Raw genomic sequence first — 20,717 nt, forward strand, 5'->3', positions numbered from 1 at the left:
CTATGACAACTTAAAGATTGTCTCAGCCACATTTTCTAATTTAGCTGAAGCTGCAAATGCGAGAAACGAATTAGCAACTAAGCTTACAGGTGCTACAGTAAGCTTGCCAGTTATTTTTGACGTGCCTCAATTACATTAGATAATATTATCAACATTCCACCTGTAGGATTTATAGTAGGGCGTAGATTAAAGCTTAAAAAACGCTATTTTTTTTGACCGAGGTAAGCGCTTGAGGGCTATTTCTGCTTTTGAGGCGCTGGAGCGGTCAGGATGGGGTTGACTGGCGAGCAAAATCACTGGTCTGCGGGAGCGGGTATACCGAGCACCAAGTCCTAAATTATGGGCCTCTAAGCGATGCTCAAGGCGATTGGTGATGCCGGCATAGTAGGTTTCATCGCTACACTCTAAGAGGTAGACATACCAAGAAAAATGGGTAGTTTTAGGCATATTTCAGCTTGCAATTAGGGGATTTGCCCTTATATTCTCATATGATATTAATTTTTGTCGCTTTAAGGTAAATCATGAGAATCGATAAATTAACTAGTAAATTTCAGGAGGCGCTCAACGAGGCGCAAAGCATTGCTTTATCTAAAGATAATCAATACATTGAGCCAGCGCATTTGCTCATGGCCATGTTACGCGAGCGAGATGGCGCAGCAAGAAGCTTATTAACCCGCGCTGGAGTCAATGTTGCCGGATTAGAAAAAGCGACTCAAAAAATCATTGATGGTTTTCCTGAGGTACAGGGAACCAATGGAGAAGTGCAGGTTGGCCGTGATTTATCGGGCTGGCTCAATCTCACTGAAAAAGAAGCGAATAAGCGCGGCGATCAATTTATTGCTGGCGAACTTTTTTTATTGGTGATTGCTGATGATAAGGGTCCGTTAGGCAAAGCTGCTCGCGAAAATGGTTTAACCCGTAAAGCCTTAGAAGCCGCAATTGATGTAGTCCGAGGAGGAGAGTCTGTGAATAGTGCCGATGCTGAAGGTCAACGTGAAGCCTTAAAAAAATATACCTTAGATTTAACTGAGCGAGCTCGTCTTGGCAAACTCGACCCAGTAATTGGGCGCGATGATGAGATTCGTCGCACGATTCAAATTTTGCAACGCCGCGGCAAAAATAATCCCGTCTTAATAGGCGAGCCAGGCGTAGGTAAGACTGCCATTGTTGAGGGCTTGGCACAGCGTATTGTCAATGGTGAAGTTCCAGAAACTTTAAAAAATAAACGCGTATTAGTGTTAGATATGGCTTTGTTATTAGCTGGCGCTAAATATCGTGGTGAATTTGAAGAACGTTTGAAGGCTGTGCTAAATGATGTTGCCAAGGATGAAGGTAATACCATTATCTTCATCGACGAAATTCATACGATGGTAGGAGCAGGCAAGGCCGATGGGGCAATGGACGCAGGCAATATGCTTAAACCGGCTTTAGCGCGCGGTGAATTGCATTGCATTGGCGCAACTACCCTCGATGAATACCGTAAATACATTGAGAAAGATGCTGCATTAGAGCGTCGCTTCCAAAAAGTGATGGTGGATGAGCCAAGTGTTGAGGCAACGATTGCAATTTTGCGCGGCTTACAAGAGCGTTATGAATTGCATCATGGTATTGAAATTACCGATCCCGCCATTGTTGCTGCGGCTGAGTTGTCACATCGGTATATTACCGACCGTTTCTTGCCAGACAAGGCCATCGATTTAATCGATGAGGCAGGCTCACGCATTCGTATGGAAATCGACTCTAAGCCTGAGGTGATGGATAAATTAGAGCGCCGCCTCATTCAGCTCAAAATTGAACGCGAAGCGGTGAAGAAGGAAAAAGATGAGGCATCCAAAAAGCGCCTAGATTTGATTGAAGAAGAAATCAAACGTTTGGGCGCTGAATATGCCGATTTAGAAGAGATTTGGAAAGCCGAAAAGGGTGCAGTTTTAGGCGCCGCTACCCTGAAAGAGGAAATTGAAAAGATTAAAGCGGAAATTACGAAACTGCAGCGTGAAGGTAAATTAGAGCAAGTGGCCGAGCTGCAGTATGGCAAATTGCCCGAGTTAGAGCTAAAGCTAAAGTCCGCCGCAGCAGCAGAGGCAAAGGGCGATAAAGACGGCGTAGTTAAAAATAAACTCCTACGTACACAGGTTGGCGCTGAAGAAATTGCTGAAGTTGTCTCGCGCGCTACTGGCATTCCGGTATCGAAGATGATGCAAGGTGAACGCGATAAATTATTAAAAATGGAAGAGTTATTACACAATCGCGTCGTGGGCCAGGAAGAAGCGATTCGGGCTGTCTCTGATGCCATTCGTCGTTCACGTGCAGGTTTATCAGAAGAGAATAGGCCCTATGGGTCATTCTTATTTTTAGGCCCCACCGGCGTAGGCAAAACCGAGCTCTGTAAAGCACTAGCGGGTTTCTTGTTTGATAGTGAAGATCATTTAATTCGGATTGATATGAGTGAGTTCATGGAAAAACACAGTGTGGCCCGCTTAATTGGTGCGCCCCCTGGCTATGTGGGTTACGAAGAGGGCGGCTACCTTACCGAGCAAGTAAGACGCAAGCCCTATAGCGTGATTTTGTTTGATGAAATTGAGAAAGCCCACCCTGATGTATTCAATGTACTGTTACAGGTATTGGATGATGGTCGCTTAACTGATGGGCAAGGCAGAACGGTTGACTTTAAAAATACCGTGATTGTGATGACAAGTAATATTGGCTCGCATTTAATTCAATCGATGTCCAGCGAAGGTAAAAAACAAGCAGCCATCAAAGAAGCTGTCTTTGGTGAATTGAAAAATCATTTCCGCCCTGAGTTTCTGAATCGCATCGATGAAATTGTGGTGTTCCATGGACTTGATAAAAAGAACATTGCTTCCATTGCCAAGATTCTCTTGAAAAACTTAGCTGATCGCTTGGCAAAGGTTGATATGCAACTAGAGGTGAGTGACGCCGCCTTAGATAAGATTGCTGAAGTAGGTTTTGACCCAGTCTATGGTGCGCGACCATTAAAGCGGGCCATTCAACAATACATTGAGAACCCTGTTTCAAAAATGATTTTGGAAGGCACCTTTGGACCGAAGGACGTAGTGCCAGTGGATGTCGATAAAAAAGGTGAATTTAGCTTTAAGCGGCAAGTGCATTAAGCTTGATGGTGCCATTTCATCATATGGAATGGCATTTCCCTGGCTAAAATGCAGCGCAACAAACTTGCTCGAATTTATTTCAAGCACTGAATTATCATTTCATATAGTGAATTAATAACTGTAAGTTGTTGATAATGTTAGCTTAAATATTTTTATATTCTGTTGTTATAAGGCTTGCAACTTAGCTTGTAATCTCTACACTCTTATATAAGACATAAGACTGATTTTATTTATCCAAGGAGAGCATGATGAGTACACGCAAAGCAGAGGCAGCAGCAATTCAAAAGGATTGGGATACCAACCCTCGTTGGCAGGGTATTAAGCGTGGCTATACCGCTGATGATGTCGTGCGTTTACGTGGCTCACTCAAAATTGAACACACCCTCGCGAAGACTGGTGCTGAGAAATTATGGAATCTAGTTAATAACGAAGCCTATGTCAGTACTTTGGGGGCATTAACTGGCGGCCAGGCCATGCAACAAGTGAAGGCAGGCATTAAAGCCATTTACCTATCAGGTTGGCAAGTAGCTGCCGATAATAATTCGTATGCAGCGATGTATCCAGACCAGTCTTTATACCCAGTTGATTCGGTACCCAAAGTCGTAGAACGCATTAATAACGCCTTTGAGCGGGCTGATCAGATTCAGTGGTCAAAGGGAATTAATCCTGGCGATCCGGGTTATATCGATTACTATGCGCCGATTGTTGCCGACGCTGAAGCTGGTTTTGGTGGCGTGTTAAATGCTTATGAATTAAGTAAGGCCTTAATTAAAAGTGGTGCAGCCGCTGTCCATTTTGAAGATCAATTATCGTCAGTGAAGAAGTGCGGACACTTAGGTGGCAAAGTTTTATTGCCCACTCAAGAATCAGTTCAAAAACTGATTTCAGCGCGCTTGGCAGCCGATGTGATGGGTACGCCAACAATTATTTTGGCGCGTACTGATGCTGAAGCAGCCGATTTAATTACTTCTGACTACGATGAAAATGATCAACCCTTCCTAACTGGTGAACGTACGCCTGAAGGCTTTTATAAAACCCGCAAAGGCTTAGATCAAGCAATATCCCGAGGTTTAGCTTACGCTGCCTATGCCGATATGGTGTGGTGTGAAACAGGTACGCCCGATTTGGATTTTGCCCGTAAGTTTGCTGAAGCGGTGCGGGCTAAATTCCCCGGAAAAATGTTGGCCTACAACTGTTCACCTTCATTTAACTGGAAAAAGAATTTAGATGACGCGACAATTGCCAAGTTCCAACGCGAGTTGGGTGCAATGGGTTATAAGTACCAATTTATAACCTTAGCTGGCATTCATTCGATGTGGTACAACATGTTTGATTTAGCACAAGACTACGCAACCCGCGGCATGACAGCGTATGTAGAAAAAGTACAAGAACCAGAATTTGCTGCGCGTGAGCGGGGTTATACCTTCGTCTCACATCAGCAAGAAGTGGGTACAGGCTATTTCGATGATGTAACAACGGTCATTCAGGGTGGAAAGTCTTCGGTAACCGCTTTAACAGGCTCAACCGAAGAAGAGCAATTTCACTAAATTTAGCTTCCTAAAGTAAGCGCAAATACCGTAAAAGCGCCTAAAGTTGTTGTGATGGCGCTCAAGAAACCTTACAAGGGTGACTTGAGCGCCTTTTTCTATTACATTCTTAGTTATGGCTAATTGCAACTTATGTGAACAAGACGGCGGTATCGTCATCTGGAGTGGTGATGATTGCCGCGTAGTGCAGGTGGCAGACCCTGATTTGCCCGGTTTATGCCGTGTGATTTGGAATCGCCACGTCGCTGAAATGACCGACTTAAGTTATTCCGAACGGGAAATTTTGATGACCATTGTATTTGCCGTTGAAGAAGCAATGCGTCAGGTGATGCAACCAAACAAAGTTAATTTAGCATCATTAGGCAATCAAGTGCCTCATTTGCACTGGCATATTATTCCGCGTTATGAGGATGATCCATTTTTCCCTGACTCTGTTTGGTCGCAGCGTAAGCGGGGTGAAAAAATTAATCCGCTTTTAGTTAGACAGCAATTGGCTTTACAACTACCTAAAATGATTCGCGAAACGATCGCTAATTTGCACTAGTTAAGCAATCCCGATACTACCCCTCTCTATGCGAGTAATTGTTTAGCGATGGCCTTGGCAAATACCAATGCATGCGGGTTATCGCCATGAATACACAGCGTATCTGCCTGCAATTGAATAGTAGTACCATCGATCGTTTGCACGGTTCCTTGGTGGGCCATCGCGATAGCCTGTGCTAGCGCTTCAGCTTCATCCGATAGTACCGCGCGAGGATTACTACGAGGAACTAATAAGCCGCTAGCTAAGTAACGTCGATCGGCAAAGACTTCTTGCCACAAGGGCACTTTAAATTCTGCGGCTGCTTGTACAAAACAACTTGATGCTAGGCCATACAAGATGATGTCGTCACCAAGATCATGGACAGCTCTAGCAATACCACGCGCTAGTTCGAGATCTTTAGCTGCTTGAGTATACAAAGCACCATGCGGCTTAACATGATGCAACTTAGCCCCAGCAGCGAGCACAAATGCCTGCAACGCCCCGGTTTGGTACATCACAAAATCGTAGGCATCTTCAGCTGTAATGGCCATTTCGCGTCGCCCAAAACCATTTAAATCTGGTAGACCAGGATGAGCGCCAATGCGCACATTTTTTTCGACTGCTGCCGTCACTAAATTACGCATTCGCCGCGCATCACCAGCATGCCAGCCACAGGCAATGTTGGTCGAGCTAATATAGTTCAGCAATTCTAGGTCATGGCCCATATTCCATACGCCATAGCCTTCGCCCATGTCACTATTCAGATCAATTTTTTTATTCATGGTTTGCCTCCAAGAGCTATTTTAATTGCTGCAAGCGTCGTTTGTAGCTCTTCATCAGCATGTAAGTTTATTGCATCTGCTTCATTTAAGGTAACTGGGTTCAAGCGAATCTGCTGCCCAGGCTTTAACTGAGCTAATTTAGTTTGGGCACTACGAATAACTTCAGCAAGACGGGGATAACCCCCAGTCGTTTGGTGCTCAGCCATCATGATAATGGGCTCACCAGATGCAGGTAGTTGCACGGTGCCTAGCATCATGCCTTGCGAAGCAATTTCAGGAAAAGGTATTTTCAAAGCAAAGTCACCTTGTAGGCGCATCCCCATTCGGTTACTTTGGGGGGAAATAGTCCAGACTGTCTGCCAGAATAGCGCTTGCTCCTTTTTACTCAGTTGTTGCAAATGTAGCCCTGGTAAAGCATCAATTACAGCAATTTTTTGATTAGCGATATAGGGTGATTGGATCGACCATTTGGGATAGTGCTGCGGCTTGGATTGATCAACTAAGGCCTGCAGCGCAGGCTCCATATCAACTTGAGACGACTGTATTAAGCTCAGAACGTCGCCTTTCTGCAGTCTTTTAGGGCCAATATTGGCACTTAAGTAGGAGCCCTTACGACCGAGAATTGTTGGCGTATCGATGCCGCCACGAATAGCCAAGATCAGCCGGTAGCCTGATGCAATTTCAGCAAATTCGACTCTTGAGCCCGCCTTGATCGAAATGGGACGGTTACCGGGAGTGAGTTGTCCATTAATTTTTACCTCACAGATACCACCAATCCAAGCGATGATGGCTGCGTTGTGAAAAATAAGGCGGGGTCCAATGGAAGTAATTTCCAGTGCAGCAGTATCGGGAGCATTGCCAACCAAAGCATTCGCCAACTGCAGGGCGGCTTGATCTACAGAACCACCAGGACTTACAGCCCAATGCATCAAACCATATCGAGGAGCATCTTGAATCGTGGTGAGCGTGCCGGAATTCATGATTTCAAGATCAATTGGCTTGGGTTCATGACTTTGCACAAGGGCAATGTTGTGTTTGTTAGCAGTCGCCTCTACCGCCTCAATTTCCAGCAGCTCAGCAAAGGTAATTTCTTCAATCTGGATCTGATCGCCAGGCATGAAGAGCCCGGGAGGATTACGATTGACATCAAATAAGGTCTCGGGGCACTTACCAATTAAATTCCAACCACCTGGTGTAGCTTGGGGATAAATTGCTGTTTGCAAGCCGGCAATAGCGATTGAACCAGCAGGAACTGCAGCACGAGGCGACTTCAGCCGTGGTAATTTAAGTTGCGGATTTAAGCCACTGCAATATGCAAAGCCAGGCATAAATCCGACAATATCAACCGTAAAATTAGACTGCTGATGTAATTCAATGAACTCACGCGTAGTTAATTTGCATTGCGCTGCACTGGTTACTAAATCAGGCGCTACGCGCTCGTCATAACAAATTCGAATGGTATGTACTTGATTGTTTGTGGGTGGTTTATTTTCCAGTGTGGGCAAAAAATTTTGCAATAAAAGATCCATTTCGAGTTTGGCAAGGGCTCGCACCTCCTCGGGAGCGCGCTGCTTAAAGTGATAGCGAATGAGTAGAGTTTCGATACCTGGAATAATATCAAGTGCCCACTCAGGATGATTTTTAAAGAGCGTCTGGGTGAGTGCATGCACCGCTTTAATGGGTGAGCTGGTCTGTGAACAATCCAGCAAAAGACAGCTATCTCCCAGATTAAAATAGGGAATCGATGCAGCAGTATGATTGACTTGGTTTTTATTTACCGAGACCATTATCTAAACTCAGGAAAAAAATTAGTGGCTAATTGCGCTACTTTATTTCTTTTTGCATCACTTGATCTGGCAACCAAGTAACCAATTCAGGCCAAATCGTAATTAAGCCCACTGCAATGACCATCATCATGAAAAAAGGAAAGGATACCTTAGCAATATAGTTACTATCTTTGCCTGTCATACTTTGCAGCACAAAAAGATTAAAACCGACTGGTGGGGTTACTTCGGCAATTTCCACTAAGAGCACAATAAAAATCCCAAACCAGACTAAATCAAAGCCAGCAAGTTGCACCATTGGTAATACCGTTACTGTAGTCAGTGCAATCATTGAAATGCCATCCAGCGCAGTGCCCAATAAAATATAAATCACAGTTAATACTGCAATCAGCGCCCAAGGACTTAAATGTAAGCTCGCCACCCATTCAGCTAGGCCGCGTGGGATGCCGGTATAACTCATGACGATCGATAAAAATGAGGTTGCACCCAACACAAACATAATCATTGCGGTTAAGCGGGTTGCCGACAAAAGGCTCTCCCAAAAGTTTTTCCAGGTGAGGCTTTTACCCAGCGCAGCTAAAATTAGCGAGCCAACGACTCCGTAGGCTGCAGCTTCTGTGGCTGTTGCGTAGCCCTTTAACATGACCCAAGTAATGAAAACAATTAGTGCTGTACACGGCAACAGCTGACCAATTGAATGGATGCGTTGGCGCAGAGAATATTTTTCAGCCTTTGGTGTTTTAGTCGGGTTGAGCAGTGCCCAAACGACAATGTAGCCAGAGAACAAAAGCATCAAAATCGCCGCAGGAATAAAGCCCGCTAAAAAAATTCGGATGATGGATTGATCGGCTGCGACAGCATAGACCACCATGATGATTGAGGGTGGAATCAAAATACCGAGTGTGCCCGCACAGGATAATGAGCCCAAAGTAATTTTTGGGTCATATCCGCGCTTGGTTAATTCAGGTAAGGCCGATTTAGCAATCGTGGCGCATGTTGCTGCAGATGAGCCTGAGACTGAGCCAAAAATACCGCAGCCTAAAATATTCACATGCATAAGTCTGCCAGGTAGCCAATTAAGCCAAGGCGCCAAACCAGTGAACATTTGCTCTGAGAGCTTGGTGCGAAATAAAATTTCGCCCATCCATACAAATAAGGGTAAAGCGGCCAGAGTATAGGAGGAGCTCGAATTCCACCAAGCATTGGCTAAATTAATCATGGTGTCTTTGTTGGAAAAAAGCCCCAAACCAATCCAGGCGGTAATGGCTACGCCAGCCGGAATCCAAATACCCATCATCAATAACACGGTCATCAGCACCAACAGCAAAAGCGCGATAGTGACAATGCTCACAAGGTTTCTCCAAAATCACCAGCTGCTAAACGCTCTTCTTGGAGCGCTTGATAACGTGGTTTCTGATGTCGGAGAACGCGGATTAGCTCATCTATTACGGCAAGTGTAAAAATAAGACTACCGATTGCGACAAAAATTTGCGGGATCCACAAAGGCACCACAATTTGACCTTGTGAGACATCGTCAAATGCCCAGCTTTGATACGTAAATAAAGTAAATGCGCTGAGCGCAAAAAGACAAAATCCTAATAAGAAGAGCAACGAGATCCACTCCATACGCCAACGCCACAAGGGGTTAAGGCGATTCAACATAATTTCGACACGCACAATACCGCCATGCTGAAAGGTTTGCGCCAAAATGAGAAAGGCTGAGGCAGCACAGAGCCAAGCGATCAGATCATCGGCGCCACGTAAATTGATACCAAATTCACGTGATAGTGACATCGCCATCATTAATGCGCCAACGGTCAAAATACACAAAGCCGCCAGTATGGCGGCTCCGTTAATAATGACATCAAGTAAGCGACCCAATCGAGTTCGTCTAGTCTCCGTCATACTCAATTGGGTTGGCTTGGGCGCATTATTTTTTAAAGGCAGTAATAATTTTTTGCCCTTCTTCGCCTGCAGCTCTAATCCATTCGGCCACCATAATGCGACCAACACGATCTAAATCATTTTTGAGTGCAGGAGAGGGTGGACCAACGATCATGCCATTTTTAGCCAAGATTTCTTTATCGCTCTTATTCTTCTTTTCTGATACATCCCAGCCCCGTTTTTGTGCCTCTGCACTTAATTTAACCAGAATCGCTTGAGTGGGTTTATCTAAAGAATCAAAATCTTTTTGATTAACCATAAGGATATTGTTTGGCAGCCATGCATCTACTTCATAGTAATACTTTAAGCTTTCCCAAACCTTAATATCCACGCCCGTTGCGCCAGAAGTCATCATGGCATTGACGGTACCTGTTGCTAATGCTTGGGCTAAATCTGCAACTTGCACAGTAATGGGTTGGGCACCGACTAATTCAGCGATCTTTGAAGTAGCAGGGTTATAGGCGCGCCATTTTAAGCCTTTGAGATCAGCACCCGTAGTGATAGGATTTTTAGAGTAAAGACCTTGGGGTGGCCAAGGAACTGCATAAAGAACTTTGATACCTTGTTTTTGTAAAGCTTTTTCAGTAGGTTCTTTTGATAAAGCCCAAAGCTTGGCTGCCTCTTTATAACTTGTCGCTAAAAACGGAATGGAGTCGACTCCAAAAATGGGATTTTCATTTGCTAAAGAAGAAATGAGAACTTCACCCATCTGCGCTTGACCCGTTTGAACTGCGCGCTTGATGCCATTGGCAGGAAAGAGTGAGCCGTTAGGATGAACCACAATTTTGAGTTTGCCATTAGTCGCTTTTTCAATATCAGCTGCTAATGCTTGTAAATTTTGGGTGTGGAAATTACTCACTGGGTAAGCGCTAGCTAAATCCCATTTAGTTTGCGCTTGGGTTAAGCCCAACGGCGCAATAAGTAATGCTGCTAAGCTAATTTTAAAAAACCATTGCAACGATTTCATGATTAAAGTCTCCTCTAGGGCGCCTATATTAAGCCGCGATTCAAAATAGTAACATTTTCACTGAGCCATTTGGCTAAATGAAGTGCACCAAATTAGGGTTTGCGAGAAATTGTTTAAAGTAAGCGCTGCAAGGCTAATGAATATGCTTGCGCATCAGGGTTTCCACCAAGACGCTGGGCCTCCCACATCACTTGACCAAGGCACTCCATGATTTGGTGTTGGGCTTCATGTTCTGAGCCCAATTTTTGCACTAAGCGTTGTTGAATGTCGCGAATCCCTGGCGGCTGATCGATGGAAATTTGCTCGCTAATCGATAAATGCATGGAAAGATGCAAAAAAGGATTAGTAACCCCACCTTCAGGTGTGTAGTCTTTCTGGAGTGCTGCTTCTGTATTACTCAAGAGGGAGTGGTATTCAGGATGTTGTGCAATCCATTGAGTAGCCAGCGTCTCCAAGGGCGTCAAGATTTGGCTTTGAGTTTGTTTTTGCCACGTTTCGCAAAAGAAGCGCCGTACTTCTTCTCGGCTTGGATTAAAGAGCGCCACGGATTTTTCCTTGACTCGTTTTATGGGGATATTGGCAGAGTGGCTCTACCAGACAATGCGCGCAATCGGGATTACGGGCTTTACAAATATAACGACCATGCAGAATGAGCCAGTGATGCGCATCGCGTAAAAATTCTTTTGGTACACGCTTGAGTAATTGTTGTTCAACGGCTTGCACATCTTTGCCAGGAGCTAAGCCAGTACGATTCGAGACTCGAAAAATATGGGTATCAACTGCAATAGTGGGTTCGCCAAACGCCGTATTGAGAATGACATTAGCCGTTTTTCTACCCACCCCAGGTAAAGCTTCAAGATCTGCGCGAACACGTGGCACTTCCCCAGCATGCCGATCAAGCAGTAGTTGGCAGGTCGCTTGCAAGTGTTTTTCTTTAGTGCGAAATAAGCCGATATGTTGTATGTAGGGCTGAACGCCGGCCTCACCCAAGGCTAGTATGGCTTGGGGTGTATTAGCGACCTTAAAGAGTTGGCGTGTACCTTTATTAACGGAAATATCAGTAGCCTGTGCTGACAACAATACGGCTACAAGCAGTTCAAAAGGCGAGCTATATTCAAGCTCAGTTTCTGGATGTGGATTGTTGTTTTTTAATTGCTGAAAAAATGTTTCGCGTTGCGTTCGATTCATCATGGGTTGCCAGCGGCCTTCGTTTGTTCTTGGGCACGTGCAATAGCAGCAGCAATGATGGCGCGTTTACGTTCAATTTCAGTGAGCTCAGCGCTAGACTGTGCCTTAGTTAAATCTAATTCAGCCAACTTTGCTTGCGCCTTTAAGCTGAGGCGCACTTGATTATCTTTTTGCTCGCGGTCTAAGCGTGTTTCCCTTTGGTAATAGCGGCTGTGGGCTAAATCAGCGAGGGGTTGTGACCAGGCGTCCCAACCTGTCCTTTCGCCAGTCACGTCTACCATGCTGATGCAATCGACTGGGCAAGGTGGAATGCATAAATCACAGCCAGTACACCATTCGGTAAGTACCACGTGCATTTGTTTTGATGCGCCAACAATCGCATCGACAGGACAGGCTTGAATGCATAAGGTACAGCCAATACATTGTTCGGGATGAATGTATGCCACGGCACGCGGACGTTCTTTGCCATTGACTGGATTTAGTTCGAGCTGCGGAAAGTGGGCTTGAGGAAGATTGATTTCTAAAATACGAGTTAAGCGAGTAATACCTTCAGCACCCCCTGGCGGGCATTGATTGGGGGGAGCAGCCCCTGTAGACATCGCTTCTGCATAGCCACGACAATTTGGATAACTGCATTTAGTGCATTGGGTTTGTGGCAAGGCGTTTTCTAAAAGCGCTGCCAACTCCACTGCATTCATAGTGAGACAAGGGAGGGCAAGTTAAGCCAATTTAGCAGGCGCTTTGCTAGCACGTGGAGGTGTCGTACGACGGGTATCTTCATGTGCTCGAATAAAGGCTTGGATGCGTGGATAGACTTTTTCGCGCCAACGGCGGCCAGAAAAAATACCATAATGACCCGCCCCCGATACTTCATAGTGATCTTTTTGCTCCAGTGGAATGCCTTTACATAATTTATGTGCTGCTCGAGTTTGGCCGCTTCCAGATATGTCATCTAACTCGCCCTCAATCGTGAGAAGGGCTGTAGTTTTAATGTCTTCTGGCTTAACGCGTTTTCCGGCCACTTCCCACGTCCCATTAGGTAAAGCAAAGTCTTGAAAAACTGTCTTAATTGTGTCGAGGTAATACTTGGCATCCATATCTAAGACCGCGTTATATTCATCATAGAAATGAATGTGTTGCTTAGCATCTAATTCGTCACCACGCACCAAATTTTGGAAGTAATCCCAATGGGATTGCAGATGATTCTGTGGATTCATCGCAATAAAGCCAGAGTGCTGTAGGAAACCAGGATAGACACTACGTCCAACCCCCGGATTGGGTGGGGGTACTTTATATATGACATGACTCTTAAACCATTCATACGATTTTTTATCAGCCAATGAGTTCACCGCGGTAGGCGATTTACGTGCATCAATTGGTCCGCCCATCATAATCATTGACAGCGGCAATGGCTCACCTTGAGAAGCCATTAAAGCAACTGCTGCTAAGGTGGGTACGGTTGGTTGGCAAACTGAAATGACGTGTAGGTTTGCAACGCCAATATCACGCATAAAGTCTTGGATGTAATGAACATAGTCATCTAAACCAAACTCCCCTTCACTCAAGGGAACTTGGCGAGCATCGACCCAGTCGGTGATAAAGACCTGGTGATCTTGCAATAAAGTACGCACGGTGTCACGTAAAAGGGTGGAGTGATGGCCCGATAGCGGTGCAACCAATAAAATCGTCGGATCATGCTTCATCTGATTAATTACTTGCGCATCATCTGAATAGCGTTTGAATTGAATTAATTTGCAAAATGGTTTAGCAACTTTAGTGACTTCATGAATGACCACTTCGCTACCATAAGCATGCACGGAGCGGATACCAAATTCGGGCTTTTTATATTCTTTACCAAGTCGATAAAGCAATTCATAGCTGGCTGCTAAACGTTCAGATCCAGGGATTTTTGATAAGGGGTTCGATACATTCATGAAAGTATCGGCGGCCGCTTTGGCCCAAGAGCTCATCGGTAGTAAAAGCGCTTTTTGAAATTCGTACATTTGATAGAGCATAGGGCCTCCTGGCGACTAATATTAAGGCTTAGGCTGCTAAAACTTTAGCAATGGCTTGCGCTACTTTGTCAATATTTTTTGTATTGAGGGCGGCGACGCAAATACGGCCAGTGGATAAAGCATAAATACTATCTTCTACTTGCAGGCGATGAACTTGTTCAGGGGTAAGCCCTGAGTACGAGAACATACCCCGTTGCGTTTGAATGAAATCAAAGTTTTGTTTTACTCCAGCTGCCTTGAGTTTGGTAACAAGTTGAGTACGCATGGCCTTGATGCGCAGACGCATTTCCGCCAGCTCATCTTCCCACATTTTTCTTAACTCTGGTGAGCTTAAAATGGTCGCAACGACTGCGCCACCATGGGTTGGCGGGTTTGAATAATTCGTCCGAATGACCCGTTTTAGTTGGGAGAGTACGCGTGCCGCTTCATCGCGACTTTGGGTGACGATTGAGATTGCTCCAACTCGTTCGCCATACAAGGAAAATGATTTTGAAAAGGAACTCGATACAAAAAATGACATGCCTGAATCAGCAAATAATCGTACCGCCAGCCCATCTTCTTCGATGCTGGCTGCAAAACCCTGATAGGCAATATCTAAAAATGGAATTAAGTCTCGTGTTTTAAAAATGGTGACCAGTTGTTGCCACTGCTCAAGCGTCAGATCGGCACCAGTAGGGTTATGACAGCAGGCATGCAAGACGACTGCAGTGCGTGGTGGGAAAGATTCAAGGGATTGCACCATGCCGGCAAAATCAACACCACGGGTTTTGCTATCGAAGTAGGTGTACTCCAGCACTTTAAAGTTAGCCGACTCAAAAATACCGCGATGATTTTCCCAAGTCGGGGCACTAATTGCCGCTGGTACGTTGGGTTCTAAACGCTTAATAAATTCAGCTCCCACTCGGAGGGCGCCCGTACCGCCTAAACATGCTGCGGTGACCACTCGACCTTCTTTAAGGAGAGGGGAATCTGCGCCAAAGAGTAATTTTTGCACTTCGGAGTTGTAAGCTAGCGGACCCTCGATAGGAACATAACTCCGGGGGGTGCGTTTGGCTACGTGAGTGGCTTCTGCCTCAACGACTGCTTTAAGGACAGGTACTTTCCCCTCATCAGTGTAGTAAACACCGACGCCTAAATTGACTTTAGTGGGATTTTTATCGGCCGTATAGGCTTCGGTTGTGCCAAAAACAGGGTCTTTTGGGGCTAACTCAACAGAGGAAAACAGGGTCATTGGATCGCTATAGTTCGGGTTAAGGGCTCTGGGTAAGGGGGCAACAAAAACAAGTTTTCAAAGCATTTCGCCCAAATTGAAATAAAAACGGCAAAATCACCGTTTGTGCAAAATTTGTGTTGAAACGCTTCACAAATGAAATGATAGCTGAGATGCCCCCCAAGTTCCCTAAACCGCCTAAATTAGCCAAGCCAGAGCCTGAGAGCGCCTTGTTGCTGGAAAAAGGCAAAAGTATGGCATTTGTCGATGCCAGCCATGAGCTAGATCCCGCCAAGTTTGTGACTTTCCCCAATTCTCCCTATCAGTTGTATCAACCTTTTCCTCCTGCCGGCGATCAGCCTCAAGCAATTGAGGCGCTCGTGAGTGGTATCGAGGATGGCTTGTCATTTCAAACCTTATTGGGCGTTACTGGTTCGGGTAAAACTTTTACGATGGCCAATGTCATTGCCAGAATGGGGCGCCCAGCCATTGTGTTTGCACCCAATAAAACCTTAGCGGCGCAACTGTATAGTGAATTCCGCGAATTTTTCCCCCGCAACGCGGTGGAATACTTTGTTAGTTATTACGATTACTACCAGCCTGAAGCCTATGTTCCCCAGCGTGATTTATTTATTGAAAAAGATTCTTCAATAAATGAACATATTGAGCAGATGCGTTTGTCGGCAACCAAGAGTTTATTAGAGCGACGTGATGTCATCATTGTGGCAACAGTCTCGGCAATTTATGGCATTGGTAACCCAGGCGATTATCACAGCATGGTCATGACTTTGCGGCCTGGCGACAAAATGAGTCAACGCGATATCGTCACCCGCTTAATTGCGATGCAGTATGAGCGTAATGAGGTGGATTTTCAGCGGGGCGTATTTCGGGTCCGTGGCGACACGATTGATATCTTCCCGGCCGAACATAATGAACTAGCCGTGCGCATTGAGCTCTTTGATGATGTGGTTGAAAGCTTGCAGTTTTTTGACCCTTTAACCGGGCGCATAAAGCAAAAAATTCCGCGCTTTACGGTTTATCCAAGTTCTCATTATGTGACGCCGCGAGCGACTATTTTGAAAGCCATTGAGACAATTAAAGTCGAGCTACGTGAGCGTCTTGAAGAATTTGTGCAGGCAGGTAAGTTGGTTGAGACCCAAAGACTTGAGCAGCGCACGCGTTTTGACTTAGAAATGCTAAGCGAGTTGGGATTTTGCAAAGGTATTGAAAACTATTCGCGCCATCTATCTGGCGCTGCCCCGGGCGAAGCCCCACCTACCTTGGTAGATTATTTGCCGCCTGATGCACTCATGTTTTTAGATGAGAGCCATGTACTTATTGGCCAATTTAATGGTATGTATAACGGTGATCGCTCACGCAAACAAACTTTAGTGGAGTTTGGCTTTCGTTTGCCTTCAGCGCTAGATAACCGACCGTTGAAATTTCCTGAGTTTGAAACCAAGATGCGGCAAGCCATTTTTGTTTCGGCAACCCCAGCTGATTACGAAAAAGGCAAAACTGGACAAGTGGTTGAGCAGGTTGCTAGACCAACAGGATTGGTTGATCCCGAGATAGAAGTTTTACCAGCTAGCACACAAGTAGATGATTTATTAATGCAAATTTCGGCGCGCGTTAAAGTCGGCGAGCGAGTTTTAGTTACGGTATTAACGAAGCGCATGGCTGAGCAGTTAACCGATTATTTGGGGGATAACGGGGTCAAGGTGCGGTATGTGCATTCGGATATTGATACGGTAGAGCGGGTAGAAATTATTCGTGATTTGCGCTTAGGAGCTTTTGATGTGTTGGTGGGGATTAATTTATTACGCGAAGGCTTAGACATTCCTGAGGTGTCATTGGTAGCCATTTTGGATGCCGATAAAGAAGGTTTTTTGCGTTCTGAGCGTAGCTTGATACAAACAATTGGCCGAGCAGCCCGCAATATTCGGGGAAAGGCCATTTTGTACGCCGACAAAATGACCGATTCGATGCGTCGAGCTATTGGCGAAACCAATCGTCGCCGTGAAAAGCAGGTGGCCTTTAATGCCCTTCATGGGATTGAACCCAAGGGCGTGAGCAAGCGCATTAAAGATATTATTGATGGGGTTTATGACGTGAGTGAAAAGCGTAGTGAATATTTGGTCGCGGAAGAGCGAGCCCGCTATGAAAGCTTGAGTGAAAAGCAATTATCCTTAGAAATCAAGAGCTTAGAGAAGCAAATGAATGCAGAAGCCAAAAATCTAGAGTTTGAAAAGGCCGCCGCCACCCGCGATCGCTTAACTAAAGTGAAAGAAATGGCCTTTGGCGCCTTTTCTCATGATAGGCTTTAACTCTCTAGCCCTGTCTTAGTAAGAACGCCCTAGTAAAATAACCCTTTCAGTGAGAAGGCAAAGCTTGAGCAAATTAGTCGGGTATCTGCTAAACTTGAGTGGATTAGTCGGATATTATCCGTCCGGCTATGAGCTGTCCATAGCAACCCACAACATAGGTGATTTATGAGACTTACAACTAAAGGTCGTTTTGCAGTAACCGCGATGATTGATTTGGCTTTGCGTGAAGCGCACGGCCCTGTGACTTTGGCTGGCATCAGTCAACGACAGAAAATTTCGCTTTCTTATTTAGAGCAACTATTTGGTAAGTTGCGTCGCTTCAACATTGTTGAAAGTACGCGTGGACCCGGTGGCGGCTATACCTTGGCGCTGAAGGCCGAACAAATTAGTGTCGCCGATATTATTGTTGCAGTTGATGAGCCTCTAGATGCAACGCAATGCGGTGGCAAGGGCAATTGCCATAATGAAGAGGACCATCTGGGCCGTTGCATGACGCACGATCTATGGACTAACCTGAATGCCAAAATGGTTGAGTACCTGAATTCGGTTAGCTTGCGTGATCTGATGCAGCAACAAGAAGGTCGCGGAGTTGTCTTGCACGATTTGCGTGATAAGAAAATCAAGCTTAACGTGACTAAGCCCACCAAGCTAGCTCCTGCGCAAGCACTTAAAACCGAGGTTGCCCCCAAGCGACATATTGTGAATTCCGTTTTTAATTTAGCAGGACAAAATTAATAAACCCATAACTCACATTCAATTTATCTAACGCATACTATTTTTAGAACATATAAACGCCATGAATGCCCCAGAAAGTCGAGTTTTACAACCCGTTTCTTTGTTTAGTCCAAAGCACTTCCCAGTCTATATGGATTACTCAGCAACTACGCCGATTGATCCCCGTGTGGTTGACAAGATGCTGCCCTATTTGCGGGAGCAATTTGGGAATGCCGCGTCGCGTAGCCATGCATTTGGATGGGCTGCTGAAGAGGCGGTTGAAGAGGCGCGTGCTGAGGTAGCTAAGTTGGTTCATGCCGATCCGCGTGAAATTGTCTGGACTAGTGGCGCAACCGAAAGTATTAACTTAGCCCTAAAAGGTGCAGCCCATTTCTATCAAGAAAAAGGCAAGCACATCATTACGGTGAAAACGGAGCATAAGGCCACTTTAGATACCTGCCGTGAGCTTGAGCGCGAAGGCTTTGATGTTACCTATTTAGATGTTCTGCCCAGCGGGTTAATTGATTTTGCCCAATTAGAAGCAGCCATGCGTCCTGATACGATTTTGGTTTCGGTGATGTTTGTTAATAATGAAATTGGGGTGGTGCAAGACATTCCCCGCATTGGCGACTTAACGCGTTCACGCGGCATTATTTTGCATGTCGATGCGGCACAGGCAACTGGTAAGGTTGAAATTGATCTAGAGAAATTAAAGGTTGATTTAATGAGTTTCTCAGCCCATAAAACCTATGGACCTAAAGGAATGGGAGCCTTATTTGTGCGGCGTAAGCCCCGCGTGCGAATCGAGGCACAAATTCATGGCGGTGGACACGAGCGTGGCATGCGCTCTGGCACTTTACCCGTGCATCAAATTGTAGGCATGGGCGAGGCCTTTCGAATTGCGCGTATTGAAATGGTGGCAGAAAATAAACGCATTCGGGCTTTACGCGATCGTTTATTAGCAGGGCTGAAAGATATTGAGGAAGTGTATGTGAATGGCGATATGGATCAACGAGTTGCCCATAATTTAAATATTAGCTTTAATTATGTTGAAGGGGAATCGATGTTGATGGCCTTAAAAGATATTGCCATTTCTTCGGGCTCAGCTTGTACTTCAGCTTCGCTTGAGCCTTCCTATGTCTTACGTGCTCTTGGTCGTAATGATGAATTAGCCCATAGCTCAATACGTTTTACGATTGGTCGTTTTACCACTGCAGAAGAAGTTGATTTCACGATTCAATTAGTGAAAGAAAAAATTGCCCGTTTACGCGAGCTTTCGCCCTTATGGGAAATGTTTAAAGACGGTATTGATATCAGCACCATTCAATGGGCTGCTCACTAATAAAGGAAATATCATGGCATATAGCGATAAAGTAATTGATCATTATGAAAATCCACGCAATGTGGGCTCGTTTACCAAGGGCGATGATCAAGTGGGCACAGGGATGGTTGGCGCGCCAGCATGCGGCGATGTGATGAAGCTACAAATTCGTGTAAATAAGCAGGGCATCATCGAAGATGCGAAGTTTAAGACTTATGGCTGTGGCTCGGCTATCGCCTCTTCATCTTTGGTAACCGAATGGGTTAAGGGAAAGACTTTAGACCAAGCGCTTGAAATTAAAAATTCCTTGATTGCTGAAGAATTGGCTTTACCTCCCGTTAAAATTCATTGCTCGATCTTAGCTGAAGATGCGATTAAAGCGGCTGTTAAAGATTACAAAGATAAACATCCCGCATAAGCAAGGTAAAAGTAAATGGCAATCACTCTCACTGAAAAAGCAGCAGCTCACGTCGCTCATAATATTGAAAAGCGCGGTAAAGGCTGCGGCTTGCGTTTAGGTGTGCGTACTACGGGTTGTTCGGGTTTGGCTTATGAGTTGGAGTACGTAGACGAAGCAGCGCCAGAAGATCAGATGTTTGAATCGAATGGCGTGAAGGTATTTGTAGATCCGAAGAGTTTGGCTTATATCGATGGTACCCAGCTTGATTTTGTGCGTGAGGGTTTGAACGAGGGGTTTAAGTTCCAAAATCCAAACGTAAAAGACGAGTGTGGTTGTGGCGAATCTTTCCGCGTCTGAAGATTACTTCCAGTTTTTTGGGCTAAATCCGCAATTCCAAGTGAATGTGGCTGAGCTTGATCGCGCCTATTTAGCTGTGCAAAAAGAGGTTCACCCTGATCGGCATGCCCGCGGTACCGAAAGTGAGCAACGGCTTGCCATGCAGTTAGCCACCTTAGCCAATACGGCATATCAAACTTTAAAAAATCCAATTCAGCGGGGACTTTACTTATGCGAATTACATGGAGTAAATGCTCAGCTTGAAACCAATACCGCAATGCCAGCAGCTTTTTTATTACAACAAATTGCTTGGCGAGAAAATTTAGAAGAGCACGAAGACAATTTAGCTGCATTAGCTATTTTGAGTCAAGAAGTGCGTTTATCGTATCAAGACACGATCGCTGAGCTTACTGAGGCAATTGATCGGGCAGGTAATTTTGTACGCGCAGCTGAGCTATTGCGTGGATTATTATTTATCGATAAATTTGCCACCGAGCTCGATGATGCAACTGCTGATTTAGCATAAGC

20 protein-coding genes are annotated in these 20,717 nt (G+C 45.3%); 9 read left to right on the top strand and 11 right to left on the bottom strand.

The window, feature by feature from the left end; translation table 11 throughout:
- Positions 1 to 186: 186 nt before the first annotated feature.
- A complete protein-coding gene (locus LZG75_RS04660) occupies positions 187 to 447 on the bottom strand; it encodes a GIY-YIG nuclease family protein (RefSeq protein WP_233924323.1) in 261 nt (86 codons plus the stop codon).
- Between the two features lie 74 nt (positions 448 to 521).
- Between LZG75_RS04660 and clpB the strand changes: the two genes are divergently transcribed.
- The 3 genes from clpB to LZG75_RS04675 all read left to right on the top strand — a co-directional run bounded on the left by clpB (position 522) and on the right by LZG75_RS04675 (position 5,222).
- Positions 522 to 3,131, top strand: coding sequence for an ATP-dependent chaperone ClpB (gene clpB / locus LZG75_RS04665; RefSeq protein WP_233924324.1), 2,610 nt, complete (start codon positions 522 to 524; stop codon positions 3,129 to 3,131).
- A 248-nt stretch (positions 3,132 to 3,379) separates the two neighbouring features.
- Complete coding sequence (gene aceA, locus LZG75_RS04670; protein ID WP_233935780.1) at positions 3,380 to 4,678, top strand: isocitrate lyase; 1,299 nt, start codon at positions 3,380 to 3,382, stop codon at positions 4,676 to 4,678.
- A 115-nt stretch (positions 4,679 to 4,793) separates the two neighbouring features.
- Positions 4,794 to 5,222 (top strand): HIT family protein, encoded by a 429-nt coding sequence (locus LZG75_RS04675; RefSeq protein ID WP_233935783.1) that lies wholly within the window; start codon positions 4,794 to 4,796, stop codon positions 5,220 to 5,222.
- Positions 5,223 to 5,248: 26 nt separating this feature from the next.
- Here LZG75_RS04675 and LZG75_RS04680 read toward each other — a convergent pair whose 3' ends face one another.
- From LZG75_RS04680 to LZG75_RS04725, 10 genes are all read right to left on the bottom strand, one after another.
- On the bottom strand, positions 5,249 to 5,983 hold the full coding sequence (locus tag LZG75_RS04680; RefSeq protein ID WP_233924327.1) for a 5-oxoprolinase subunit PxpA: 735 nt from the start codon (positions 5,981 to 5,983) through the stop codon (positions 5,249 to 5,251).
- Positions 5,980 to 7,770: an urea amidolyase family protein gene (locus tag LZG75_RS04685; protein ID WP_233935785.1), complete on the bottom strand. Its 1,791-nt coding sequence runs from the start codon at positions 7,768 to 7,770 to the stop codon at positions 5,980 to 5,982. Before LZG75_RS04685 ends, LZG75_RS04680 begins: the two co-directional genes overlap by 4 nt.
- 37 nt (positions 7,771 to 7,807) lie before the next feature.
- A complete protein-coding gene (locus LZG75_RS04690) occupies positions 7,808 to 9,118 on the bottom strand; it encodes a TRAP transporter large permease subunit (protein ID WP_233924329.1) in 1,311 nt (436 codons plus the stop codon).
- Positions 9,115 to 9,780, bottom strand: coding sequence for a TRAP transporter small permease (locus tag LZG75_RS04695; RefSeq protein WP_233935787.1), 666 nt, complete (start codon positions 9,778 to 9,780; stop codon positions 9,115 to 9,117). Before LZG75_RS04695 ends, LZG75_RS04690 begins: the two co-directional genes overlap by 4 nt.
- Positions 9,698 to 10,678: a TRAP transporter substrate-binding protein gene (locus tag LZG75_RS04700; protein ID WP_233924331.1), complete on the bottom strand. Its 981-nt coding sequence runs from the start codon at positions 10,676 to 10,678 to the stop codon at positions 9,698 to 9,700. The genes LZG75_RS04695 and LZG75_RS04700 overlap by 83 nt, the downstream gene beginning before the upstream one ends.
- Before the next feature lie 113 nt (positions 10,679 to 10,791).
- The gene (locus LZG75_RS04705) at positions 10,792 to 11,223 is read right to left on the bottom strand and encodes a DUF1841 family protein (RefSeq protein WP_233935789.1); all 432 of its coding nucleotides are present in this window, start codon (positions 11,221 to 11,223) and stop codon (positions 10,792 to 10,794) included.
- Positions 11,210 to 11,866 carry an endonuclease III gene (gene nth / locus LZG75_RS04710; RefSeq protein ID WP_233935791.1) on the bottom strand — a complete coding sequence of 219 codons (657 nt, stop codon included), beginning with the start codon at positions 11,864 to 11,866 and terminating at the stop codon, positions 11,210 to 11,212. The genes LZG75_RS04705 and nth overlap by 14 nt, the downstream gene beginning before the upstream one ends.
- Entirely contained in the window at positions 11,866 to 12,564 is a 699-nt protein-coding gene (gene rsxB / locus LZG75_RS04715; RefSeq protein WP_233935794.1) for an electron transport complex subunit RsxB, read from the bottom strand. Before rsxB ends, nth begins: the two co-directional genes overlap by 1 nt.
- A gap of 21 nt (positions 12,565 to 12,585) precedes the next feature.
- On the bottom strand, positions 12,586 to 13,881 hold the full coding sequence (locus tag LZG75_RS04720; protein WP_233924335.1) for a polyhydroxyalkanoate depolymerase: 1,296 nt from the start codon (positions 13,879 to 13,881) through the stop codon (positions 12,586 to 12,588).
- 28 nt (positions 13,882 to 13,909) lie between these two features.
- Positions 13,910 to 15,112 carry an amino acid aminotransferase gene (locus tag LZG75_RS04725; RefSeq protein WP_233935796.1) on the bottom strand — a complete coding sequence of 401 codons (1,203 nt, stop codon included), beginning with the start codon at positions 15,110 to 15,112 and terminating at the stop codon, positions 13,910 to 13,912.
- A 233-nt stretch (positions 15,113 to 15,345) separates the two neighbouring features.
- Between LZG75_RS04725 and uvrB the strand changes: the two genes are divergently transcribed.
- The 6 genes from uvrB to hscB all read left to right on the top strand — a co-directional run bounded on the left by uvrB (position 15,346) and on the right by hscB (position 20,715).
- Positions 15,346 to 17,418, top strand: a complete 2,073-nt coding sequence (gene uvrB / locus LZG75_RS04730; RefSeq protein ID WP_233924384.1) for an excinuclease ABC subunit UvrB — start codon at positions 15,346 to 15,348, stop codon at positions 17,416 to 17,418.
- Between the two features lie 165 nt (positions 17,419 to 17,583).
- On the top strand, positions 17,584 to 18,153 hold the full coding sequence (gene iscR / locus LZG75_RS04735; RefSeq protein ID WP_233924337.1) for a Fe-S cluster assembly transcriptional regulator IscR: 570 nt from the start codon (positions 17,584 to 17,586) through the stop codon (positions 18,151 to 18,153).
- A gap of 61 nt (positions 18,154 to 18,214) precedes the next feature.
- Positions 18,215 to 19,474 (top strand): IscS subfamily cysteine desulfurase, encoded by a 1,260-nt coding sequence (locus LZG75_RS04740; protein ID WP_233924338.1) that lies wholly within the window; start codon positions 18,215 to 18,217, stop codon positions 19,472 to 19,474.
- Positions 19,475 to 19,487: 13 nt separating this feature from the next.
- The gene (iscU, locus tag LZG75_RS04745; RefSeq protein WP_233924339.1) at positions 19,488 to 19,871 is read left to right on the top strand and encodes a Fe-S cluster assembly scaffold IscU; all 384 of its coding nucleotides are present in this window, start codon (positions 19,488 to 19,490) and stop codon (positions 19,869 to 19,871) included.
- Between the two features lie 15 nt (positions 19,872 to 19,886).
- Positions 19,887 to 20,210 (top strand): iron-sulfur cluster assembly protein IscA, encoded by a 324-nt coding sequence (gene iscA / locus LZG75_RS04750; protein WP_233924340.1) that lies wholly within the window; start codon positions 19,887 to 19,889, stop codon positions 20,208 to 20,210.
- The gene (gene hscB, locus LZG75_RS04755; RefSeq protein WP_233935798.1) at positions 20,188 to 20,715 is read left to right on the top strand and encodes a Fe-S protein assembly co-chaperone HscB; all 528 of its coding nucleotides are present in this window, start codon (positions 20,188 to 20,190) and stop codon (positions 20,713 to 20,715) included. The genes iscA and hscB overlap by 23 nt, the downstream gene beginning before the upstream one ends.
- The last annotated feature ends 2 nt before the right edge of the window (positions 20,716 to 20,717 follow it).

The organism is Polynucleobacter sp. IMCC30063 (genome assembly GCF_021395235.1).
Lineage (GTDB): Bacteria > Pseudomonadota > Gammaproteobacteria > Burkholderiales > Burkholderiaceae > Polynucleobacter.

Bases quoted from the DNA above. Each gene is read 5' to 3' on its own strand.
- aceA (WP_233935780.1), top strand. From the start codon at position 3,380: ATGAGTACACGCAAAGCAGAGGCAGCAGCAATTCAAAAGGATTGGGAT.
- LZG75_RS04740 (WP_233924338.1), top strand. From the start codon at position 18,215: ATGAATGCCCCAGAAAGTCGAGTTTTACAACCCGTTTCTTTGTTTAGT.
- LZG75_RS04675 (WP_233935783.1), top strand. From the start codon at position 4,794: ATGGCTAATTGCAACTTATGTGAACAAGACGGCGGTATCGTCATCTGG.
- LZG75_RS04720 (WP_233924335.1), bottom strand. From the start codon at position 13,881: ATGCTCTATCAAATGTACGAATTTCAAAAAGCGCTTTTACTACCGATG.
- LZG75_RS04660 (WP_233924323.1), bottom strand. From the start codon at position 447: ATGCCTAAAACTACCCATTTTTCTTGGTATGTCTACCTCTTAGAGTGT.
- clpB (WP_233924324.1), top strand. From the start codon at position 522: ATGAGAATCGATAAATTAACTAGTAAATTTCAGGAGGCGCTCAACGAG.
- iscA (WP_233924340.1), top strand. From the start codon at position 19,887: ATGGCAATCACTCTCACTGAAAAAGCAGCAGCTCACGTCGCTCATAAT.
- iscU (WP_233924339.1), top strand. From the start codon at position 19,488: ATGGCATATAGCGATAAAGTAATTGATCATTATGAAAATCCACGCAAT.
- uvrB (WP_233924384.1), top strand. From the start codon at position 15,346: ATGGCATTTGTCGATGCCAGCCATGAGCTAGATCCCGCCAAGTTTGTG.
- rsxB (WP_233935794.1), bottom strand. From the start codon at position 12,564: ATGAATGCAGTGGAGTTGGCAGCGCTTTTAGAAAACGCCTTGCCACAA.
- LZG75_RS04680 (WP_233924327.1), bottom strand. From the start codon at position 5,983: ATGAATAAAAAAATTGATCTGAATAGTGACATGGGCGAAGGCTATGGC.
- iscR (WP_233924337.1), top strand. From the start codon at position 17,584: ATGAGACTTACAACTAAAGGTCGTTTTGCAGTAACCGCGATGATTGAT.
- LZG75_RS04725 (WP_233935796.1), bottom strand. From the start codon at position 15,112: ATGACCCTGTTTTCCTCTGTTGAGTTAGCCCCAAAAGACCCTGTTTTT.
- LZG75_RS04685 (WP_233935785.1), bottom strand. From the start codon at position 7,770: ATGGTCTCGGTAAATAAAAACCAAGTCAATCATACTGCTGCATCGATT.
- LZG75_RS04700 (WP_233924331.1), bottom strand. From the start codon at position 10,678: ATGAAATCGTTGCAATGGTTTTTTAAAATTAGCTTAGCAGCATTACTT.
- nth (WP_233935791.1), bottom strand. From the start codon at position 11,866: ATGAATCGAACGCAACGCGAAACATTTTTTCAGCAATTAAAAAACAAC.